Consider the following 16,978-nt stretch of genomic DNA (forward strand, 5'->3'; position numbering starts at 1 on the left):
CCATGTCGCCGTTTCGCTGCCGTTCGTCCGGGCGTGAAAAAACCGAGAGCTTCGGTCAGACCGCCGCTAAATCCGTGTTAAATCACTCCGTGGAAATGCTATTCTCTTTGGAACGGTGGAAATCGGGAGGCGATCTGTGCGCATCAGGTTGTTAGGCGGACTCGAAGTTACTTCGCCCGATCACCGGCAAGTCCGCTTCGCCACTCGCAAGACCGCGCTTGTTTTCGCCGCATTGGTACTCGGCGGCCAGCGTGGCTATCGCCGCGAACGGTTGTGCGAAGCTTTTTGGCCGGGACGCGGCGTTGAGCAAGCCCGCAACAGCCTGCGGCAATCGCTAGTCGACATCAGGCGTTTGTTTCCGGCTGACGGAGGTGTTCCCCATATCGAGGGGGACCAGGAAACCGTCGCGTTGATTGTTGGTCCCGATGACGCTGATATCTCGGTCTTTGACCGAAAGATAGAGGCCGACCGGACAACTGACCTCGCATCGGCGGCTGAGATTTATCGCGGTGAATTGCTGGCAGGAGAGGCCATCTCAGACGGGCTGGACGAGTGGTTCGGGCCCTATCGAAGCAGATACCTGCGGAAAGCACTCCAGTTGGTGGAGCGTTTGAGCCTCACGCTCACGGGGTCGGAGTCCGCAGAGGCAATCGCCTGCGAAGCGCTAGCGGAGAGACTGCTTGCCTCCGAGCCAACGGAGGAGTCCGCCCATCGGGCATTGATGCGCATTCATGCTGGCAGAGGGCATCAGAACTCCGCGCTGCGCCAATTCGAGGTGTGTCGAGCGCTCTTGAAGAAGCATCTCGGCGCAGAACCCGAGGTGGCGACATCGTCGCTGGCAGCCACGCTGCAGTCGCAGGAGTGTTCCGATCGCAATGGGATAGCATCCGGGCTTGAAATCGTGTCGGAACCGCAACGAGTCGCAGTCTTATCGAGCCATGGCGATCGGCCATCGGTGGCCGTCCTGCCGTTTCAGAACTTCAGCGGAGACGCAGAGCAGGATTACTTTGCCGACGGCATCGTCGAGGAGATCACCATCGCTCTCACGCAATTCCGGCACCTCGACGTCATCGCCCGAAACTCGAGCTTCACCTACAAGGGTCAGGCCGTGGACATTAAGAAGGTCGGGCGCGAACTGAACGTGCGATATGTCGTTGAGGGCAGCGTGCGGCGAACTGGTGAGCAACTTCGGATAACCGGACAACTTATCGATACTGCGACCGGGGCTCATCTATGGGCAGATCGTTTCGATGGGACTTTGGCGAATGTCTTCGACCTTCAGGATCAGGTCGCCTCGAGTATCGTGGGTGCCGTGACACCGAAGGTAGAGGAGGCTGAGATCGAGCGGTCCAAGCGCAAGACAACGGAGAGCCTGGACGCTTACGACTACTACCTCCGCGGACTTGCAGCCTTCGACCGGACGATCACGAACAGAGCGGTGATTGATGAGGCCTTGCGGCTATTCAAAAGGGCGATCGAGTGCGACCACGGGTTTGCGATAGCATATGCGCGGGCTGCGCGGTGCTACGCCACCAAAAAAAGCCACGGCTGGATGGCCAATGCCGTCGACGAGACTGCTGAAGCGAGCAGTCTCGCCAGAAGAGCAGTCGAATTGGGCTGGGACGATGCGGTGGCGCTTACCTACGGCGGATACGTGCTCGGCTATGTCGGCGGCGACCTTGACCAGTGCTCGGCTTGCATTGATCGCGCACTCTTTCTCAATCCGAATCTGGCCGCTGCGTTGGGCGTCAGTAGCTGGGTGAAAGCTTGCCTTGGCGAACCGGACAAGGCGGTCGAGGACGCAGCGCTGGCCATGCGTCTGAGCCCTCTGGACCCCCGTCTGTTTGCCTGGCAGTTTAACACCGGACTGGCGCACTTTTGTGCCGGCCGCTATGGTGACGCCGCGGCCTGGGCGGGAAGATCGTTACGCCATCAACCGAACTACCCAAGCGCGATCCGGGTGTTGGCCGCAGGTCATGTCATGTCCGGGCGAAGGGCGGAAGCCCACGAGGCGATGGCAAGATTGCGCCGTTTAGACCCTGCGCTGCGCCTTTCGAATCTTGCCGCTGTACTGCCGCCCTTCCGGCGACCCGACGATCTCGAGCGATATGTCGAGGCTCTTCGGATGGCGGGGTTGCCAGAGTAAAAGCCGCAGACGGCAGCTCTGGAGCATGTTCAGGTTTCCAGCCGATACGCCGGACATGGGCGGACAAACCCGTCGCAGAAACGGACGAAGGCAGCCAGCGCTCTATTCGCATACAACTCCCATGGCTCTTTCAAGCCGCATATGACAAACAAATTCGCTATCGGCGAACCTCGAATACGCGAGGTTCCCCCTCTCCCTGGTGGCTTGGATCGGCGGACATGGCACGTCACCATAAGAACAGAAGACACAACAGTCTCCGGCCTTTGGCCGAAGCTTTGCGCCGCATCCCATGCAATCGTAGAAGACCTGGCAAGCGTCGGTGGGCATCGTTTCCGTTACCTGACAGCCACAGTGTGGACAGGTAAGTACTGATCATAGCTGTACCGTCGTTCTTTGATAATCCTGCCATATCGTTTGTCCACCGCCGCATGTTTTACGGCTTGTCTTAACAGGATAATGGCGTGGCCTGGTGGCAGCAAACACTAGGCATTGCGCCCAACAATGACAGGCCCCAACCCAAAAGCTGGCCGTCACCGAAAGCCTGCACAGCCCGCCGGACTAAGACGCCGCCAACCTGGAATAGCGGGTGCCGCTGCTATCGATCTGGGGGCACATTCCCGGCGTCCATAGCGGTCGCGCGGCCACTCACGGTCTGGATTGCGGCCGACATTCACCCTCGAAGTTTACAACGACAAATCGAACGCTGGTTAGACTTCTAATATGCCCCAAGATACAACTTGCGCTTCCAGAATTCAGGCGCAGACTCCGCCTTCACGATTGTACTGGGGGGAGAAGAGCCATGGACATGACAAAACGTGAGTTCACCAAAGGCTTGGTTCTTGCTGCGGGGTTTGCGGGGTTTGCCCCGGTGATGGCCAGGGCCGCGGAAGTCACTCCTGCAGATGCGCGCGCCATCGCGAAGGAGGCTTACGTCTACGGCTTCCCAATGGTGGACAGCTACCGCATTCAGCACGCGTATTTCGTCGACACTAAAAATCCCGAGTATAAGGGACCGTGGAATGAGATCATCAACACTCCACGGGTCTACACCCCGGCGGACACGGCGATCCAAACGCCAAACTCGGACACGCCCTACTCGTGGCTGGGCTTGGACCTGCGCACGGAACCCATGGTGCTCACCGTTCCACCGATTGAAAAGGATCGCTATTTCAGCGTCCAGTTGATTGACGCCTACACCTTCAACTTCGCTTATATTGGTAGCCGGGCGACCGGCAACGATGGTGGCAGCTTCATCGTCGCCGGGCCAAACTGGAAAGGCAAGACGCCCAAGGGCGTGAAGAAGGTTATGCGCTCCGAGACCGACTTTGTATGGGCCGCCTACCGCACGCAACTTTTCAATCCAGACGATCTCGATAACGTCAAGAAAGTCCAGGCCGGATACCAGGCAGAGCCGCTGTCCAAATTCCTCGGCAAGCCCGCGCCAAAAGCCGCACCAGCCGTTGATTTCGTCAAGCCGCTTTCGCCAGACGAGGAGAAGACGTCGCCCGAGTTTTTCGACATCCTCAACTTCATCTTGCAATACTGTCCGACCGATCCTTCGGAAACCAAACTGATGAAGCGCTTTGCCAAGATCGGGGTTGGCGCCGGGGAGACTTTCGACGCGAGCAAGCTCTCGCCCGACATGAAAGCCGCTATCGAGCAGGGAATGGCGGACGCCTGGACTGAACTCGAGAAGCTTGAGAAGCAGAAAATCGATACTGGGGAAGTCACCTCGGGCGACCTCTTCGGTACGCGGAAGTATCTAAAGAACAATTACCTCTACCGAATGGCTGGTGCAGTGCTCGGCATAGGGGGCAATTCGAAACAGGAGGCGATGTATCCAGTCTATGCGGTCGATGCTGATGGACACCAGTTGGAAGGTTCCAACCGCTACACCATCCACTTCGCGCCGGGGCAACTGCCACCTGTCAACGCGTTCTGGTCACTGACTATGTATGAGTTGCCACGGAGCCTGCTCGTCGCCAATCCCATCAACCGCTACTTAATCAATTCACCAATGCTGCCGCAGTTGGAAAAAGACGCGGATGGAGGCGTGAATCTTTATATCCAGAACGAGTCGCCGGGCAAGGACAACGAACCGAATTGGCTGCCTGCCCCGAAGGGTCCCTTCATTGCTTTCATGCGGCTTTATTGGCCAAAGGAAGCAGCGCTTGACGGGACATGGAAGCATCCGCCGATGAAGCTGGCAACATAGGAAAGCAGATCGCGGAACCCAACGCCTTCCCGACGACCGCTAGTGGCGGATCGTGTTGAAAAACTCAGCATTGCCGGTGCTTGAGACACGTGATTCAATCCTCTGAGTGATTTGCAGGGGATCAGGCGAATGATGGGATGTCAGGCGGCTCCGGCGCAGCTCTTCTACGACTTCTGCCTCGGGTGATCACGTCCCTACAGACCATCTGCTGCGCGGGATTGACCGCCATCTCGACCTCGACAGCGTCCGAGTACAGTTGAAGCCGTTCTACAGCAGCCTTGAAAGTGGAGTGGATGCCCGCTGCCGGTTCAGCGGACGTGATATCTCCTTACTGCGGTCTCAATTTTAATCGGCGATTTGGGAAGCTGCCGACAGCAATTCTTCGGGATTGAGCGCCTGACACACATTTCGCCCTTCGTCTTCGACCTCCGTGAAGCTCCAGCGCACCACACCTTCTCGATCGAGCAAGAAGTGACCGACAAGCTGCATATGTCCGGCCAGGCTTACTTGCCGATCGGCTTCTGTAATTTCGTACCCGTCCTTCTTGTTGAGAAGATCACCTGCTGTGGGCGGGGGCATCGGTTCAGGCAACTCTCCCGGTCGATCGACCCGCATTGCCATCACTACGTCCATTCCAACCTTGTATGGCCAGTCGGTCTCATTGTGGGTGAACTCGAGGACGGGCAAGCCGAAGGCGCGATGCAAAGCCCGTTCCGGGTCGGATGCGGCAAGAAGATTGGGTATCGGCTGGTAACGGAAATAGAGCCGTGCGCGTTCGACCGGGGTGCTTACAACGACGAGGGATTCGATGCCCTTCTCGCGCAGGGCCGGGTTGAGCTGTGCCATCGCCGCGACATGGCGGCGGCAGAACGGACAGTGCAGGCCCCGAAATAGACCGATCAATAACGGGCTGCGGCCGCGAAAGTCCTCAAGTGCGATCTTCCCTTGGCGCGAAATCGCATCCAGCACAAAATTCGGAGCTTGGTCGCCCGGTTGCAACAAATGTTCGACATGGCACGCAGACATGGAAAACCTCCTCACCGCGGCGATCCGTCAAGAAAAGGCACCACGACAAGTGCTTTTGAAGTCGAGCCCGCGTTGGGCGCTGCCGAGGCTAAGATCAAGCGTTACGGGCCTAGACCCCTCGCTTCGGCGTACCGCCAGGATCCCCCCTGAGAATGGCCCCACATTGGCCCGCGAGCAAGCGTTAAGCAGCAAAGCGTGATCCAGAGCCGCGGAGCGACCGTTTGGATGGCGGCAGCCAACCGCACCGGCCAAGATCGGGGCGAGAACCGACCTTACTGATCTGCGAAAATGACAACGATCATTGTCCACTGGTGATTGAAAGGAAACGAAGGCTTGCATCCCGCTGGTGGCGGCCCAAGGCGGCCACCCAGATTGCTAACCCTGCCGTCGCAAAGCGATAGATGACGTCATCCTCCAAATTGATGCGCTCAATCGCTATAACACCCGCTGTCGTGATCGTGCGTCGCCAGAATTCACTTGCAGCCGAATTCCTCGACATCCTCCACGATGTTTCCAGAGACGTTTTAGGAAAGCTTGCCGACCTCGACGCCGCATATTTCCTTTGAATCCCGATATCAGTGGCCCATAGTGGCTTTGCCGGTTGGACGCATCAGGGAGGAGGCGTGCATGTCAGCGAATCTCGACGATATCCGTGACCAGCAACGAGAGACCTGGGACAAGTTTTCGGCCGGCTGGAAAAAGTGGGACAGCTTGGTTCTGGGTTGGCTCGCGCCGTTTGGTGACACCATGCTTCGGAGCGCGAATCTCTCAAACAGCTTTAGCGTACTTGACGTAGCCGCTGGCACCGGCGAGCCCGGCCTGACGGCGGCGGCGGCAATCCCCGACGGTCATGTGACCGTAACCGATCTCTCGGAAAATATGCTGGCCGCAGCCGCCGAAAACGCAGCCAAACGTGGCCTCAAAAACTTCGAAACGCGGTTGTGCGATGCGGGAGCGTTGCCTTTTGCCAATGCCAGTTTCGACGCAGTCCTATGCCGGTTTGGGTTTATGTTCTTCCCGGATATCGCTACTGCCGCAAAGGAAATGGCACGCGTTGCAAAGCCCGGTGCGCGAGTCTGCGCCGCAGTATGGAGCACCCCTGCCAAAAATCCATGGGCGACCACGATCATGAACACTATAGCCCGTCACGTGGAAATGCCCCCGCCGCCACCCGGCTCTCCGGGTTTGTTCCGCTGCGCGGCGGAAGGCATGATGGTCGAGACCTTTAGAGAGGCGGGCCTTCTCGACGTCGCCGAGGAAGAGGTTTCGACGATGATGGTCCACGATACCCCGGAGCGCTACTGGGACTTCATGACTGAGATCGCCGCACCGGTCGTCGCTGGACTATCCAGGGCCGATACGGCAACACGGGAGAAGATTCGTCGCGAGGTCCTGGAGCTAGCGCTGCAATTCGTCAGCGATGGCAAGGTTCACCTTCGCTCAACTGCAACAGTAATCGTAGGCACACGATAGCCTAGGGTGCCTTTGCGACATCTTATTGCTGAAAGGAACGAGTTTCAGCATCCAACAGAAGGTGTAAAGAGGCTACATCACATTTTCCCAACCCGGCCTTGAACGCAAACAGTGAACCGTGGCGTTCCCGCTCCTGACGACGACTGGGACGCGGTCCGGGCTTCAGCTGGGCGGCCGTTCGGGCCGTGAGCCGCGACGGCACGATCGAGAAGGGCTCGAAGGGCGATGTCACGCTCGTGGAAGAAGACGGCACGCTTGAGCTTGTGGGCCGCTTCTTGTCCAACGCCGGCGCGATGCCGGGCTCGAATACCGTTCGATCATGAACAGAGTGCGCTCGAACCGGCCGAGTTCATCAGCCTCGACACCTGCTTCGCCATCATGAACGTGCTCCATGCAGGGCTCGCGGACCCCAAGTACCGCCCCCTGCTGCTGGTCAAATTTCTCGAAGCGAAGTGGCTGGGGCTGGAGGTCGGCAAGAGTTTTTACGACTACCATAGCGCCGAGCCCGTTCCTTCTTGCTTGAGATCGGTCGTGACCTGCGAAGTCGACGGCGGTCTGCGAAGATCGGCGAGGCACTCACATTGAAGTCAGTCGTAAGCCCAAGCGCCTTGGGCATGATGACGAAATCGGAAAATGAAGCGCTGAAATGTCTGCGCGAACCGTTTCTCCATGAGAGCTATCCTGACCCCGCGCATTAACTTTGGGTTAACCATAATCGTCGTTTACCATGGGTGGCGGCCTCAAGGGTCGTTGATTCGGAAGTCCACCGCGAAACCTGCGCATGGATGTGAGGAAAGACGATTGCGGCGACCCGAAACATTCAGCTCACTGAAGGTGTCATGCTTGGCATTGCTTTCCGGGCTCGTGGTCGCATGCCAATCGTCGGGAAACGTCAGGACCCCAAATATTCCCGAAACGGTGCCTGCCGAGCAGGCGCTGGCCTTGCCTCCGCCCGGCGGCCCTTCGATCGTCAGCGTCGTCCAGCACAAGCGCGGCAACGGCACCGAGCAGATGATTTCGCTCTACACGTCGTCTTCCGTATCCGGGCAGAATTTTCTCAAGGTGCAATTCCTTGGGGCATCAGGTGCCAATCCAGGTACCGGAAACGCTTCGTATCAAATGATCAGCGAAAACGGGATAATCCGCGAGGCTTTCGCGGCCGTTCCCGGCGTGCAAATGACGCGATCGGCGACCTATCTGCAAAACAGCTATGGACCGTTCGGCTATGCCTCTGGCCAGAGCGGTTTAGGCGATACCTGTCTTTATGGCTGGCAGCAGATCCGCTCGAGCAGATCCGCTCATACGCAAGCGCGCAACTTCGGAATGATCCAGGTACGGTTGCGCCTCTGCGATGCGCGGGCAACCGAAAGACAGTTGCTCGGAATAATGTACGGCTACACGATCGTCGGGATGCTGGACGGAGAAATCTGGAATCCATTTGGATCTGCGCAGGGTATTGATCCGACGCTCGGGCGCCCTGGCAATCCGATCTATCCGGACCAGGGCGGCTACAGGAGCATGCCGATGGCCTTTGGTTATGAACCTGCCCGCCCGGAAATCCAATCTCGTGTCGTTCGCGTACGCAGCGTTCAGCCGAAAGCTGAGGAGGCGCCTGCGCAGTTACCGCAGCCGACAGGTCCTCGCGTCCCGCTGCCGGACACGACAAGCGATTTGCCGCAACCAGGCATGTCAGCCGTGCCTTCGAACCAACAGCCGCAACCGAAAACCGCGACGGCGAGCGGCCGATCGGTGCCGTCGCCAGATTGCATAGGGGATTCGGCCATGACGGCCGCGTGCCGACGATAGACGTGAGAAGGCTGCAGTGTTCCCAAGCACGCGGGTCTGCATTGTCAAAGGGATGTTGATGCATAAAGCCCGAAGCATCGTTACGTGGGCCATCGTTTCTCTGTGTGTGATCGCGCTGATCACACTGCCAGTGAACCTTCAGACCCAGCTGATTGCGAGCATTGTCGTTGTCGCTGTCATGGCGATCATCAAGGGGCTGAAGGCCGAAGGCACCTGGAGGCTGATTGCGCTTGCCTTCGGCACCTCCATTGTTCTTCGCTATGTCTACTGGCGCACGACCAGCACGCTGCCGCCGATCAATCAGCCAGAAAACTTCATCCCCGGCCTGCTGCTCTATCTGGCGGAAATGTACAGCGTGGCGATGCTGGCGCTCAGCCTGTTCATTGTCGCCACGCCCTTACCTTCGCGCCCTTCGCGCGCGAGCAAGGAAGAACGCTTTCCCCATGTCGACGTGTTCGTTCCCACCTACAATGAGGACTCGCACCTCCTGGCCAACACGCTGGCCGCCGCAAAGGCGATGGATTATCCCGCTGAAAGGCTTCATGTCTGGCTCTTGGACGATGGCGGCACGTTGCAGAAGCGCAATTCCAACAAGCTTCTCGAAGCCCAGGCAGCAGTGGCGCGCCACAACGAGCTCAAGAAGCTCTGCGAGGATCTCGACGTACGCTACCTCACGCGCGACCGAAACGAGCATGCCAAGGCTGGCAACCTCAACAACGCAATGAAGCATTCGCGCGGCGAGCTGATCGCCGTATTCGATGCCGACCACGCACCGGCCCGCGACTTCCTGCTCGAAACCGTCGGCTACTTCGACGACGATCCGAAGCTGTTCCTTGTCCAGACACCGCATTTCTTCATCAACCCGGATCCCCTGGAACGAAATCTTCGAACCTTCGAGAGAATGCCGAGCGAGAACGAGATGTTTTACGGCATCATCCAGCGCGGTCTCGACAAATGGAACGCAGCATTCTTCTGCGGCTCGGCCGCCGTCCTCAGCCGAAGGGCGCTGGAATCCCAGGGGGGCTTCAGCGGCATCAGCATCACCGAGGACTGCGAAACTGCCCTTGCGCTTCACGGCAACGGATGGAACAGCATCTATGTGGACAAGCCCCTGATTGCCGGGCTGCAGCCAGCGACCTTTGCAAGCTTCATCGGCCAGCGCAGCCGATGGGCACAGGGAATGATGCAAATTCTGCGCTTCCGCTTCCCCTTGCTGAAGCGGGGTCTGACACTGCCGCAACGGCTCTGCTACATGTCGTCGACGCTCTTCTGGCTCTTCCCGTTTCCCCGCACGATCTTTCTGTTCGCGCCGCTTTTCTACCTCTTCTTCGATCTGGAGATCTTCACCGCATCGGGCGGCGAGTTCCTTGCCTATACGCTGGCATACATGCTCGTGAACCTGATGATGCAGAACTACCTCTACGGCTCTTTTCGCTGGCCGTGGATATCGGAACTCTACGAGTATGTTCAGACGGTTCACCTGCTCCCGGCAGTGGTCTCGGTCATGCTCAATCCGCAAAAGCCAACGTTCAAGGTTACGGCGAAGGACGAGTCGATCGCGCTCAGCCGTCTTTCGGAAATCAGCCGGCCGTTCTTCGTCATCTTTGCCGTACTGCTGATTGCTCTGGCAGTGACCATCTATCGTATCTATGCCGAGCCCTATAAGGCCGACGTGACCTTGGTTGTCGGCGGCTGGAACATCATCAACCTGATCATGGCCGGCTGCGCCCTAGGCGTCGTTTCCGAACGTGGCGAGCGGGCCGCGTCTCGCCGCGTGCGCGTGAACCGCCGCTGCGAATTCGGGGTCAACGGCAAGTGGCACACGGCATCCGTCGAGGATGTCTCAGTACACGGCGCACGGCTGCATGTGTTCAATAAGCAGCTGGATCCGATGGTGATTGGCGCCGTGGGCGAGATACGCTTCCAGCCTCACAGCGGCGCAAGCATCGAAACGCTGCCGCTTATCGTCCGCAATATCCAGCCTTCCGGCGAGATTTTGGCCGTTGGCTGCCAATATAGTCCGAAGAGCGCCCTCGATCACCGGCTGATCGCCGACCTGATGTTTGCGAATTCCGATCAGTGGACGCAGTTCCAGCAGGCGCGTCGCCACAACCCAGGCCTTATTCGCGGGACGATCTGGTTTCTCGGTCTATCGCTCTACCAGACAAGCCGTGGTCTCGTGTACCTTTTCCGCAGCATGCGGCCCGAACGCGAGCGGCAGCATCAGGTCGCGAAGGCAGGCAACTGATGAAGAAGATCACATCGATCTTTGCGTTTTTCCTCGCCGCTTGCGCGGTTGCCTATGCGCAAACGGCGCCTTTCGACATGTCGGGTGAGCGTGAGCAGGGCAGTACGCCGATGGTGCCGAGACTGACATTGCCGGCCACGCCAGCGCCGGCAGCGACACCGGTGGCCCCCGCGACGCCTGCCGCGCCCACGCCCCCTTTCTCCATGCCCCCCGCTTCACCGTCAGCCTCGCCAACACCACCATCGCAACCGCAGGCCCCGGCCGACGTCGCTCGACCGCAGCCTGCCCCACCAGTTGCCCCGGCACAGGCGCAACGCCCTGCGCAACCGGCCATCCAGCGAGCCAGTCAAAGCTCAGTCTTAAGGTATGTCATCCCTTTCGCGAAGTTTGGTCTCGATGGCGAGTATGATCGCAAGTCGTGGTCGATCTACATCACGCCAGAGCAGGCTGCCGCGCCAGCAAAGTTCAACTTCTCCTATCAAAATGCTGTCGTCGTTGCCCCGGAGGCGTCGCAACTAACGGTTCTTCTGAACAACCGGATCGTCGGCCAACAGCCGATCGCCTCATCGGACGCGCCATCGAACGTCTCCTTCGACGTGCCCGCAGGACTGCTGCAACCGGGCGCGAATCTCCTGACATTCGAAGCCAGCCAACGCCACCGCACCGACTGCACCGTGCAATCGACCTATGAACTTTGGACGGACATCGACCCGGCAAAGACCTATCTGAGCTTTAGTGGGCAAGAGGCCGCGAGGTTTTCCAGTACAGACGCCATTCGCGCGATCGGCGTGGATGAAACCGGCAAGACGCAGTTCAATTTCGTCGTGCCGGCGCTCGAGCAGCCGGGCACGACAAAGCCTCTCTTACGCCTTGCCCAGGGCCTTGCGGTCCTGAGCGGCATGCCGAACCAGACCTTCTCATTCACGCCTGACACTTTGCCGCAAGCGGGTGCGGGTCGTATGACTGTCGTCGTTGGAACGCCGGCCGAGCTTCAATCAGTCATTGCGACGCCGCCGGCCGCGCAAGCGGCGCCGCTGGCCTCGTTCGTGACGGATCCGAAGTCTGGGACACCCGTGCTATTGATCAGCGGCCCGTCCTGGCCAGCAATCTCGTCTGCTATCGACACAATCGTTTCGACAACCGATCGCCCAGCGACGGCCGGTCGCGACACGCTGGTAACCGAGCGTTGGAGCGCCCCGGATGCGCCGCTCATTCTGTCGGCCGCGAACCTGACGTTTGCGCAGCTGGGCGTGGCGACGGCGGAGTTTTCGGGACGACGCTTCCGTACCAGTTTCAATATCGCCGTGCCGTCCGATTTTTACGCGAACGCCTATGGCGAAGCCACCGTCCTGCTCGACGCAGCCTTTACGCAGAACGTCCTGCCCGGCAGCCATATCGACATCTATGTCAACGGCAATATCGCTTCAACGGTGCCGATTTCGTCAACGGGCGGAGGCATCTTCCGGCATTTGCCCATTCGCGTCACGATGCGGCATTTCAGGCCGGGTTTGAACACGCTGTCGCTCGAATCCATCCTGATGACGAAGGAGGACGAGGTCTGCGTGCCCGGCACGACGGCTGGCGCAGCACCGCGCTTTGCGCTGTTCGACACCAGCGAGCTTCACATTCCCGACTTTGCCAGGATCGGGCAGCGGCCGAACCTGGCCGGCCTATCTGGAACCGGCTATCCCTATAATCGCGCGACGCAGCCAACGCCCCTCTTCATCGACCGGATCGATAGCGATACGCTGTCGGCAACTGCTACGCTGCTCGGACAAATGGCGATCGTTGCCGGCCGCCCGATCGACGTTGAGCCGGCTGCGACACCGGGCGCCATCGGCGAGCGAGACGCCATTTTCATTGGATCGATCTCGCAGATGCCGCCGGCGGTGCTGACTCAGCTGAACATAGCGACGAGCAGTCAGGCCTCCTGGCGCCCCCCCGCCGCGGCCCAATCAGACCAGACCGAACGCTCCGTGACCTTTGACGATTGGCGCTCGAGAGTTGGCGGCGGAGTATGGCGCGGGCAGATCACGTCATTTCAGGAGTGGCTTCGCCGCAACTTCGACATTTCGCTAAGTTCGCTGCAGTTCGTGCCCGGATCGGAAGAAGCCTTCACGCCCTCGAACGACGACAGCTTCTTGGTCGCTCAGGGCAAAAGCGCCGCCGGGGGATCGTCCTGGACCATCGTCACGGCTCCTTCCGCCAAGGACTTGCGCGAGGGCGCCGAGGCAGTTACCGCACAAGTCAACTGGCCGCAGGTCGCGGGTCATATCGCCAGCTATTCCAGCAAGACCGGCAAGGTCGAAAGCATCCCGGTCGGTCGCTTCGATTTCGTTGCCTCTCAGCCGTGGTCAATCTCAAATTATCGCCTGATCGCTGCGAACTGGTTGTCTACGAACATCTTGTCCTACGCCTTCCTTCTGGTCGTCCTTTCGCTTCTGATCGGTGTTGCCACGGCAGCCATGCTTTCCAGGCTGGGCAGGCGCGAATGAAGAGACTGTTGAAACTGATCTGCGCCGCAAGCTTCGCGGTCGCCGCCGCCTGCCAGTCCGCACAGGCGCAAGGTCCGGGGATCAACCCGCAGGCATGGAGCGCCTATAAGGCGAAGTTCTTGGATGCCAGCGGCCGCATCGTCGATGATGCAAACGGCAATATCAGCCACAGCGAGGGCCAAGGGTATGGTCTGCTGCTTGCCTACCTTGCCAACAACCCCGCAGACTTCGAGCAGATATGGTACTTCACGCGCACTGAACTGTTGCTGCGCGACGATGGCCTGGCGGCCTGGAAATGGGATCCCGCCGTTACGCCGCATGTCACCGATATCAACAACGCGTCGGATGGCGATCTGTTGATTGCCTATGCGCTGGCCCTTGCTGGGTCTGCCTGGAACAGAAGTGACTATATCGAGTCCGCCGCGAAGATGGCCCAGGCGCTTCTTTCGCATGTCGTGGTCAGTTCAGGCGGACGCACGCTGCTGCTGCCTGGCGCCAGCGGTTTTGATTATCCCGATCGCAAGGACGGCCCGATCATCAATCCCTCCTATTGGGTCTACGAGGCGATCCCGATCATGGCGCTCCTGGCACCATCCAACGCCTGGCAGAAACTGTCGGATGACGGCCTGTCACTGTTGCGGTCGATGAAATTCGGACCACGAAAGCTGCCCGGCGATTGGGTGAGCCTCAATCGCATGCCGGAGCCCGCCAAGGGCTTCGATGCCGAATTCGGATACAACAGCCTGCGCATACCGCTCTACCTCGTTCGCGCGGGAATTTCGGACAAGGCTCTGCTGTCAAGATTGCGCCAGGGAATGACCGCCGAGGACGGCACTTTGGCGACGATCAGCCTCGCCTCCGGTAAGCCAAAGACGCGGCTGTCGGACCAGGGTTATCGAATTGTTAACGATGTCGTGGCCTGTGTGACAGACGGAACGAAGCTGCCTGAGTCGTCGCAGCAGTTCGAGCCATCGCTCTACTATCCATCGACCCTTCATCTTCTTGGGTTGGCATTTGTCGGGGAGAAGCATCCGGAGTGTCTGTGAGATCCTCATCCGTTGCAATTGTTGTCGCGGTGGCGGTGGCCGGTCTGGTGACCGCCCTGAAGGATCGTGTGGCACTTCAGGAGATGCTCGGCTTCGGCGGATCGGGTCATGCACCCGCGCCACAGTTCATGCTGATGGGTCGTGTCACGGGGCCAGAGATCAGCCCCAAGCCTCAGATCGACGTGCAGGCGATTGCCGATCGGCTGCAAGCCGCAGCGACAGTCCCGCCGGTGCCTCAGGAGAGCGAGACCGCAGGTGACGAGATCGAAGAATCCGTAACGGTCGCACAGGCACCGCAAGTGCCGCCTCCCGCTTCTCAGCCAGCCAAGCCGGCTCAGCCGAAAGTCGATGAGAGTGCATTGCGCTATTTCGCCAGCCGCGGCGACAAGGCACGACTGCAGGCCGAGATCGCGCGCCTCCAGGCGCTTTACCCGAACTGGGTGCCGCCCGCCGACCCTCTGGCGGTTCCGCAGAGCGGCGACAGGCAACTGGAACAGATGTGGCAATTGTATTCGGAGGGACGCTATGCGGAGCTTCGCAAGGCCATTGCCGATCGGCAGGCCTCCGAACCGGGATGGCAGCCGCCACCCGACTTGCTTGACCGACTGGATGTCGCGGAAGCCCGTGCACGCCTCGTCAATGCGTCCGACCTGAAGCAATACGCAACTGTCGTCCAGATCGGCGCCAACACGCCGAGCCTTTTGACATGCAGCGACATCGATGTGCTCTGGCGCGTTGCCGAAGCCTTCGCGAGGACGGATCGCGCGCCTCGCGCCCGGGATGCCTATGTCTATATCTTGAAGAATTGCACGAATCCGCAGGAGCGTCTGGCGACCATTCAAAAAGCGTCCGCTTTGCTGTCTTACGCAACGATGCAGGATCTCCTGGCGCTCGAACGCCCCGATGGCAACGGCGGTCGCGAGTTCGACAGCATCCGCAATGACCTTGCCCGTCGCTTTGTCGCAGCTGGCAACGACGACCCCGATCTTAACGTGGCGCCAGCTTACCTTTCGATTGTTCAACGACTTGCCGAAACCGAGGGCCTGGCATCCGACGCGCTTCTTCTCGGCTGGTACCAGCTTCGCCGGAAAAACTATGCGGATGCCGAAAAATGGTTCCGGGCAGCGCATAACAAGGAAGACACGGCAATTGCTTCCCAGGGGCTGGCCCTGGTGTTGATCGCCGGGAAGAAGCCCCAGGAGGCGGAGGACGTCATGTACAAGTGGCGCGGTACCTCCAAGGACGCGACCGCGACCTATCTTGCAGCGACGGCAAACCTGATGGCCCTACAGCCACCGGCGAACCTTAGTGAAGAGGTGCTTTCGCGTATCGCCGCCGAGGTCATTGCGCAAAAATATGTGCCGACGGCGCAGCAATTCGGCTGGTTCGCCCGGACTCTGAACCAACCACAGACGGCGGCTCGCTGGTTCGAGACGGCGTTGCGCTGGAAACCGGATGACGAACCATCCGCCTACGGATTGGCCATCACGCGCGAGCAGTTGCACGACCGCGCGGGCGTGGCCGAGATCCAACGGCTATGGGCGGGCAAGTCCGAGCGCATCGCGCAGTTGGGTGAAACTACCGACCGGCAAGCCACACAACCTCCCCTGCCCGCTCCTGGGCAGGCGGTGCCGCAAGGCGCAGTGGCCCCGCCCCCTGAAACCGTTAGGGCACCGGCGGAGCGTATTGAGAGCGTACGCCCACCGGCCCGCGTCGAGGCCTCGCGTCAGCCTGCGATGCAAACGGTGACGGTTCCCCGCAGTGCACGGCAGGTGCGCGGGTGCACGACCACGATCAATGCCCAATTGCTCGATCCGGAAACGGCATTATCACGCGGCTGGTGCCTGATGGACCTCAATCGCCCGATGGAGGCGGTAAAGGCGTTCGAGGCAGCGCTGGCCAGTCCAAAACGCAAGACGCGCGAAGATGCAGCCTATGGCCAGAGCCTCGCCTATCTGCGCGCCGGCCTATCCAACAATGCCGCCGTTGCAGCAACGAGGGCACCGCAGACACAACAACGCGCAGCCGAACTGCAGGTCGCGATCTTGGCCGACAGGGCCTTGGCCGCCTTCGGCGCCAAGCGTTATCGAGAGGCCTTGATATTCCTTGATCAGCGCGCGCAGCTCCAGCAGGAACCGATCGACTTGATGGTGCTTCGCGGATACGCCTACTTGAGCATGAAGATGTACGGAGACGCGGAGCGGATTTTCACGGCCGCCGCGGCGACCGGCAGCAAGGATGCAAACCGCGGCCTGGCCGATCTGAAGGCATCGACACATCCTGATAGTGTCTACTAACGATGGCGGGTAGACTCTGTAAGGCGCGGGCCGCCAGATAGATTGTCTGGCGTTGCGGGCGGTCGGCGACGTCGGGAGCGACTGGAGTGCCTGGATCAGCTCCTCCGGCCCGGCCAAGCGACGCGCTCGGTGCTCGTCCCCCGCCATTGCGCCTGTCATAAGCAGCGCCAGATCGATGAACTCTTACCCTGGAGATATCCGGTTTTATATCGCCATTCCCACCAAT

Annotated in this window: 11 protein-coding genes and 1 pseudogene; 10 read left to right on the forward strand and 2 right to left on the reverse strand. The window is 59.8% G+C overall.

The window, feature by feature from the left end; all coding sequences use genetic code 11:
* Positions 1-136 precede the first annotated feature (136 nt).
* Complete coding sequence (locus tag K9B32_RS22865; protein WP_224566283.1) at positions 137-2,146, forward strand: BTAD domain-containing putative transcriptional regulator; 2,010 nt, start codon at positions 137-139, stop codon at positions 2,144-2,146.
* A gap of 102 nt (positions 2,147-2,248) precedes the next feature.
* Here K9B32_RS22865 and K9B32_RS22870 read toward each other — a convergent pair.
* Positions 2,249-2,518 (reverse strand): annotated as a pseudogene (locus K9B32_RS22870) (GDCCVxC domain-containing (seleno)protein); the annotation flags it as partial.
* A 427-nt stretch (positions 2,519-2,945) separates the two neighbouring features.
* Between K9B32_RS22870 and K9B32_RS22875 the strand changes: the two are divergent.
* Positions 2,946-4,361 (forward strand): DUF1254 domain-containing protein, encoded by a 1,416-nt coding sequence (locus tag K9B32_RS22875; RefSeq protein ID WP_224566287.1) that lies wholly within the window; start codon positions 2,946-2,948, stop codon positions 4,359-4,361.
* Positions 4,362-4,706: 345 nt separating this feature from the next.
* Here K9B32_RS22875 and K9B32_RS22885 read toward each other — a convergent pair whose 3' ends face one another.
* Positions 4,707-5,387: a peroxiredoxin-like family protein gene (locus tag K9B32_RS22885; RefSeq protein ID WP_224566289.1), complete on the reverse strand. Its 681-nt coding sequence runs from the start codon at positions 5,385-5,387 to the stop codon at positions 4,707-4,709.
* Between the two features lie 627 nt (positions 5,388-6,014).
* Between K9B32_RS22885 and K9B32_RS22890 the strand changes: the two genes are divergently transcribed.
* From K9B32_RS22890 to K9B32_RS22925, 8 genes are all read left to right on the forward strand, one after another.
* A complete protein-coding gene (locus K9B32_RS22890; protein ID WP_224566291.1) occupies positions 6,015-6,860 on the forward strand; it encodes a class I SAM-dependent methyltransferase in 846 nt (281 codons plus the stop codon).
* A gap of 185 nt (positions 6,861-7,045) precedes the next feature.
* Positions 7,046-7,183 carry a hypothetical protein gene (locus K9B32_RS22895; protein WP_224566449.1) on the forward strand — a complete coding sequence of 46 codons (138 nt, stop codon included), beginning with the start codon at positions 7,046-7,048 and terminating at the stop codon, positions 7,181-7,183.
* A 55-nt stretch (positions 7,184-7,238) separates the two neighbouring features.
* Positions 7,239-7,445 (forward strand): hypothetical protein, encoded by a 207-nt coding sequence (locus tag K9B32_RS22900; RefSeq protein ID WP_411969739.1) that lies wholly within the window; start codon positions 7,239-7,241, stop codon positions 7,443-7,445.
* 216 nt (positions 7,446-7,661) lie between these two features.
* Positions 7,662-8,666: a cellulose biosynthesis protein BcsN gene (bcsN, locus tag K9B32_RS22905; protein ID WP_224566441.1), complete on the forward strand. Its 1,005-nt coding sequence runs from the start codon at positions 7,662-7,664 to the stop codon at positions 8,664-8,666.
* 58 nt (positions 8,667-8,724) lie between these two features.
* Positions 8,725-10,914: a UDP-forming cellulose synthase catalytic subunit gene (bcsA, locus tag K9B32_RS22910; protein WP_224566293.1), complete on the forward strand. Its 2,190-nt coding sequence runs from the start codon at positions 8,725-8,727 to the stop codon at positions 10,912-10,914.
* Entirely contained in the window at positions 10,914-13,409 is a 2,496-nt protein-coding gene (locus K9B32_RS22915) for a cellulose biosynthesis cyclic di-GMP-binding regulatory protein BcsB (RefSeq protein WP_224566295.1), read from the forward strand. Before bcsA ends, K9B32_RS22915 begins: the two co-directional genes overlap by 1 nt.
* Complete coding sequence (locus K9B32_RS22920) at positions 13,406-14,455, forward strand: glycosyl hydrolase family 8 (protein WP_224566297.1); 1,050 nt, start codon at positions 13,406-13,408, stop codon at positions 14,453-14,455. The genes K9B32_RS22915 and K9B32_RS22920 overlap by 4 nt, the downstream gene beginning before the upstream one ends.
* Positions 14,452-16,752 (forward strand): cellulose synthase, encoded by a 2,301-nt coding sequence (locus K9B32_RS22925; RefSeq protein WP_224566299.1) that lies wholly within the window; start codon positions 14,452-14,454, stop codon positions 16,750-16,752. The genes K9B32_RS22920 and K9B32_RS22925 overlap by 4 nt, the downstream gene beginning before the upstream one ends.
* Positions 16,753-16,978 lie beyond the last annotated feature (226 nt).

The organism is Rhizobium sp. 3T7 (assembly GCF_020166565.1).
Classification (GTDB): domain Bacteria; phylum Pseudomonadota; class Alphaproteobacteria; order Rhizobiales; family Rhizobiaceae; genus Rhizobium.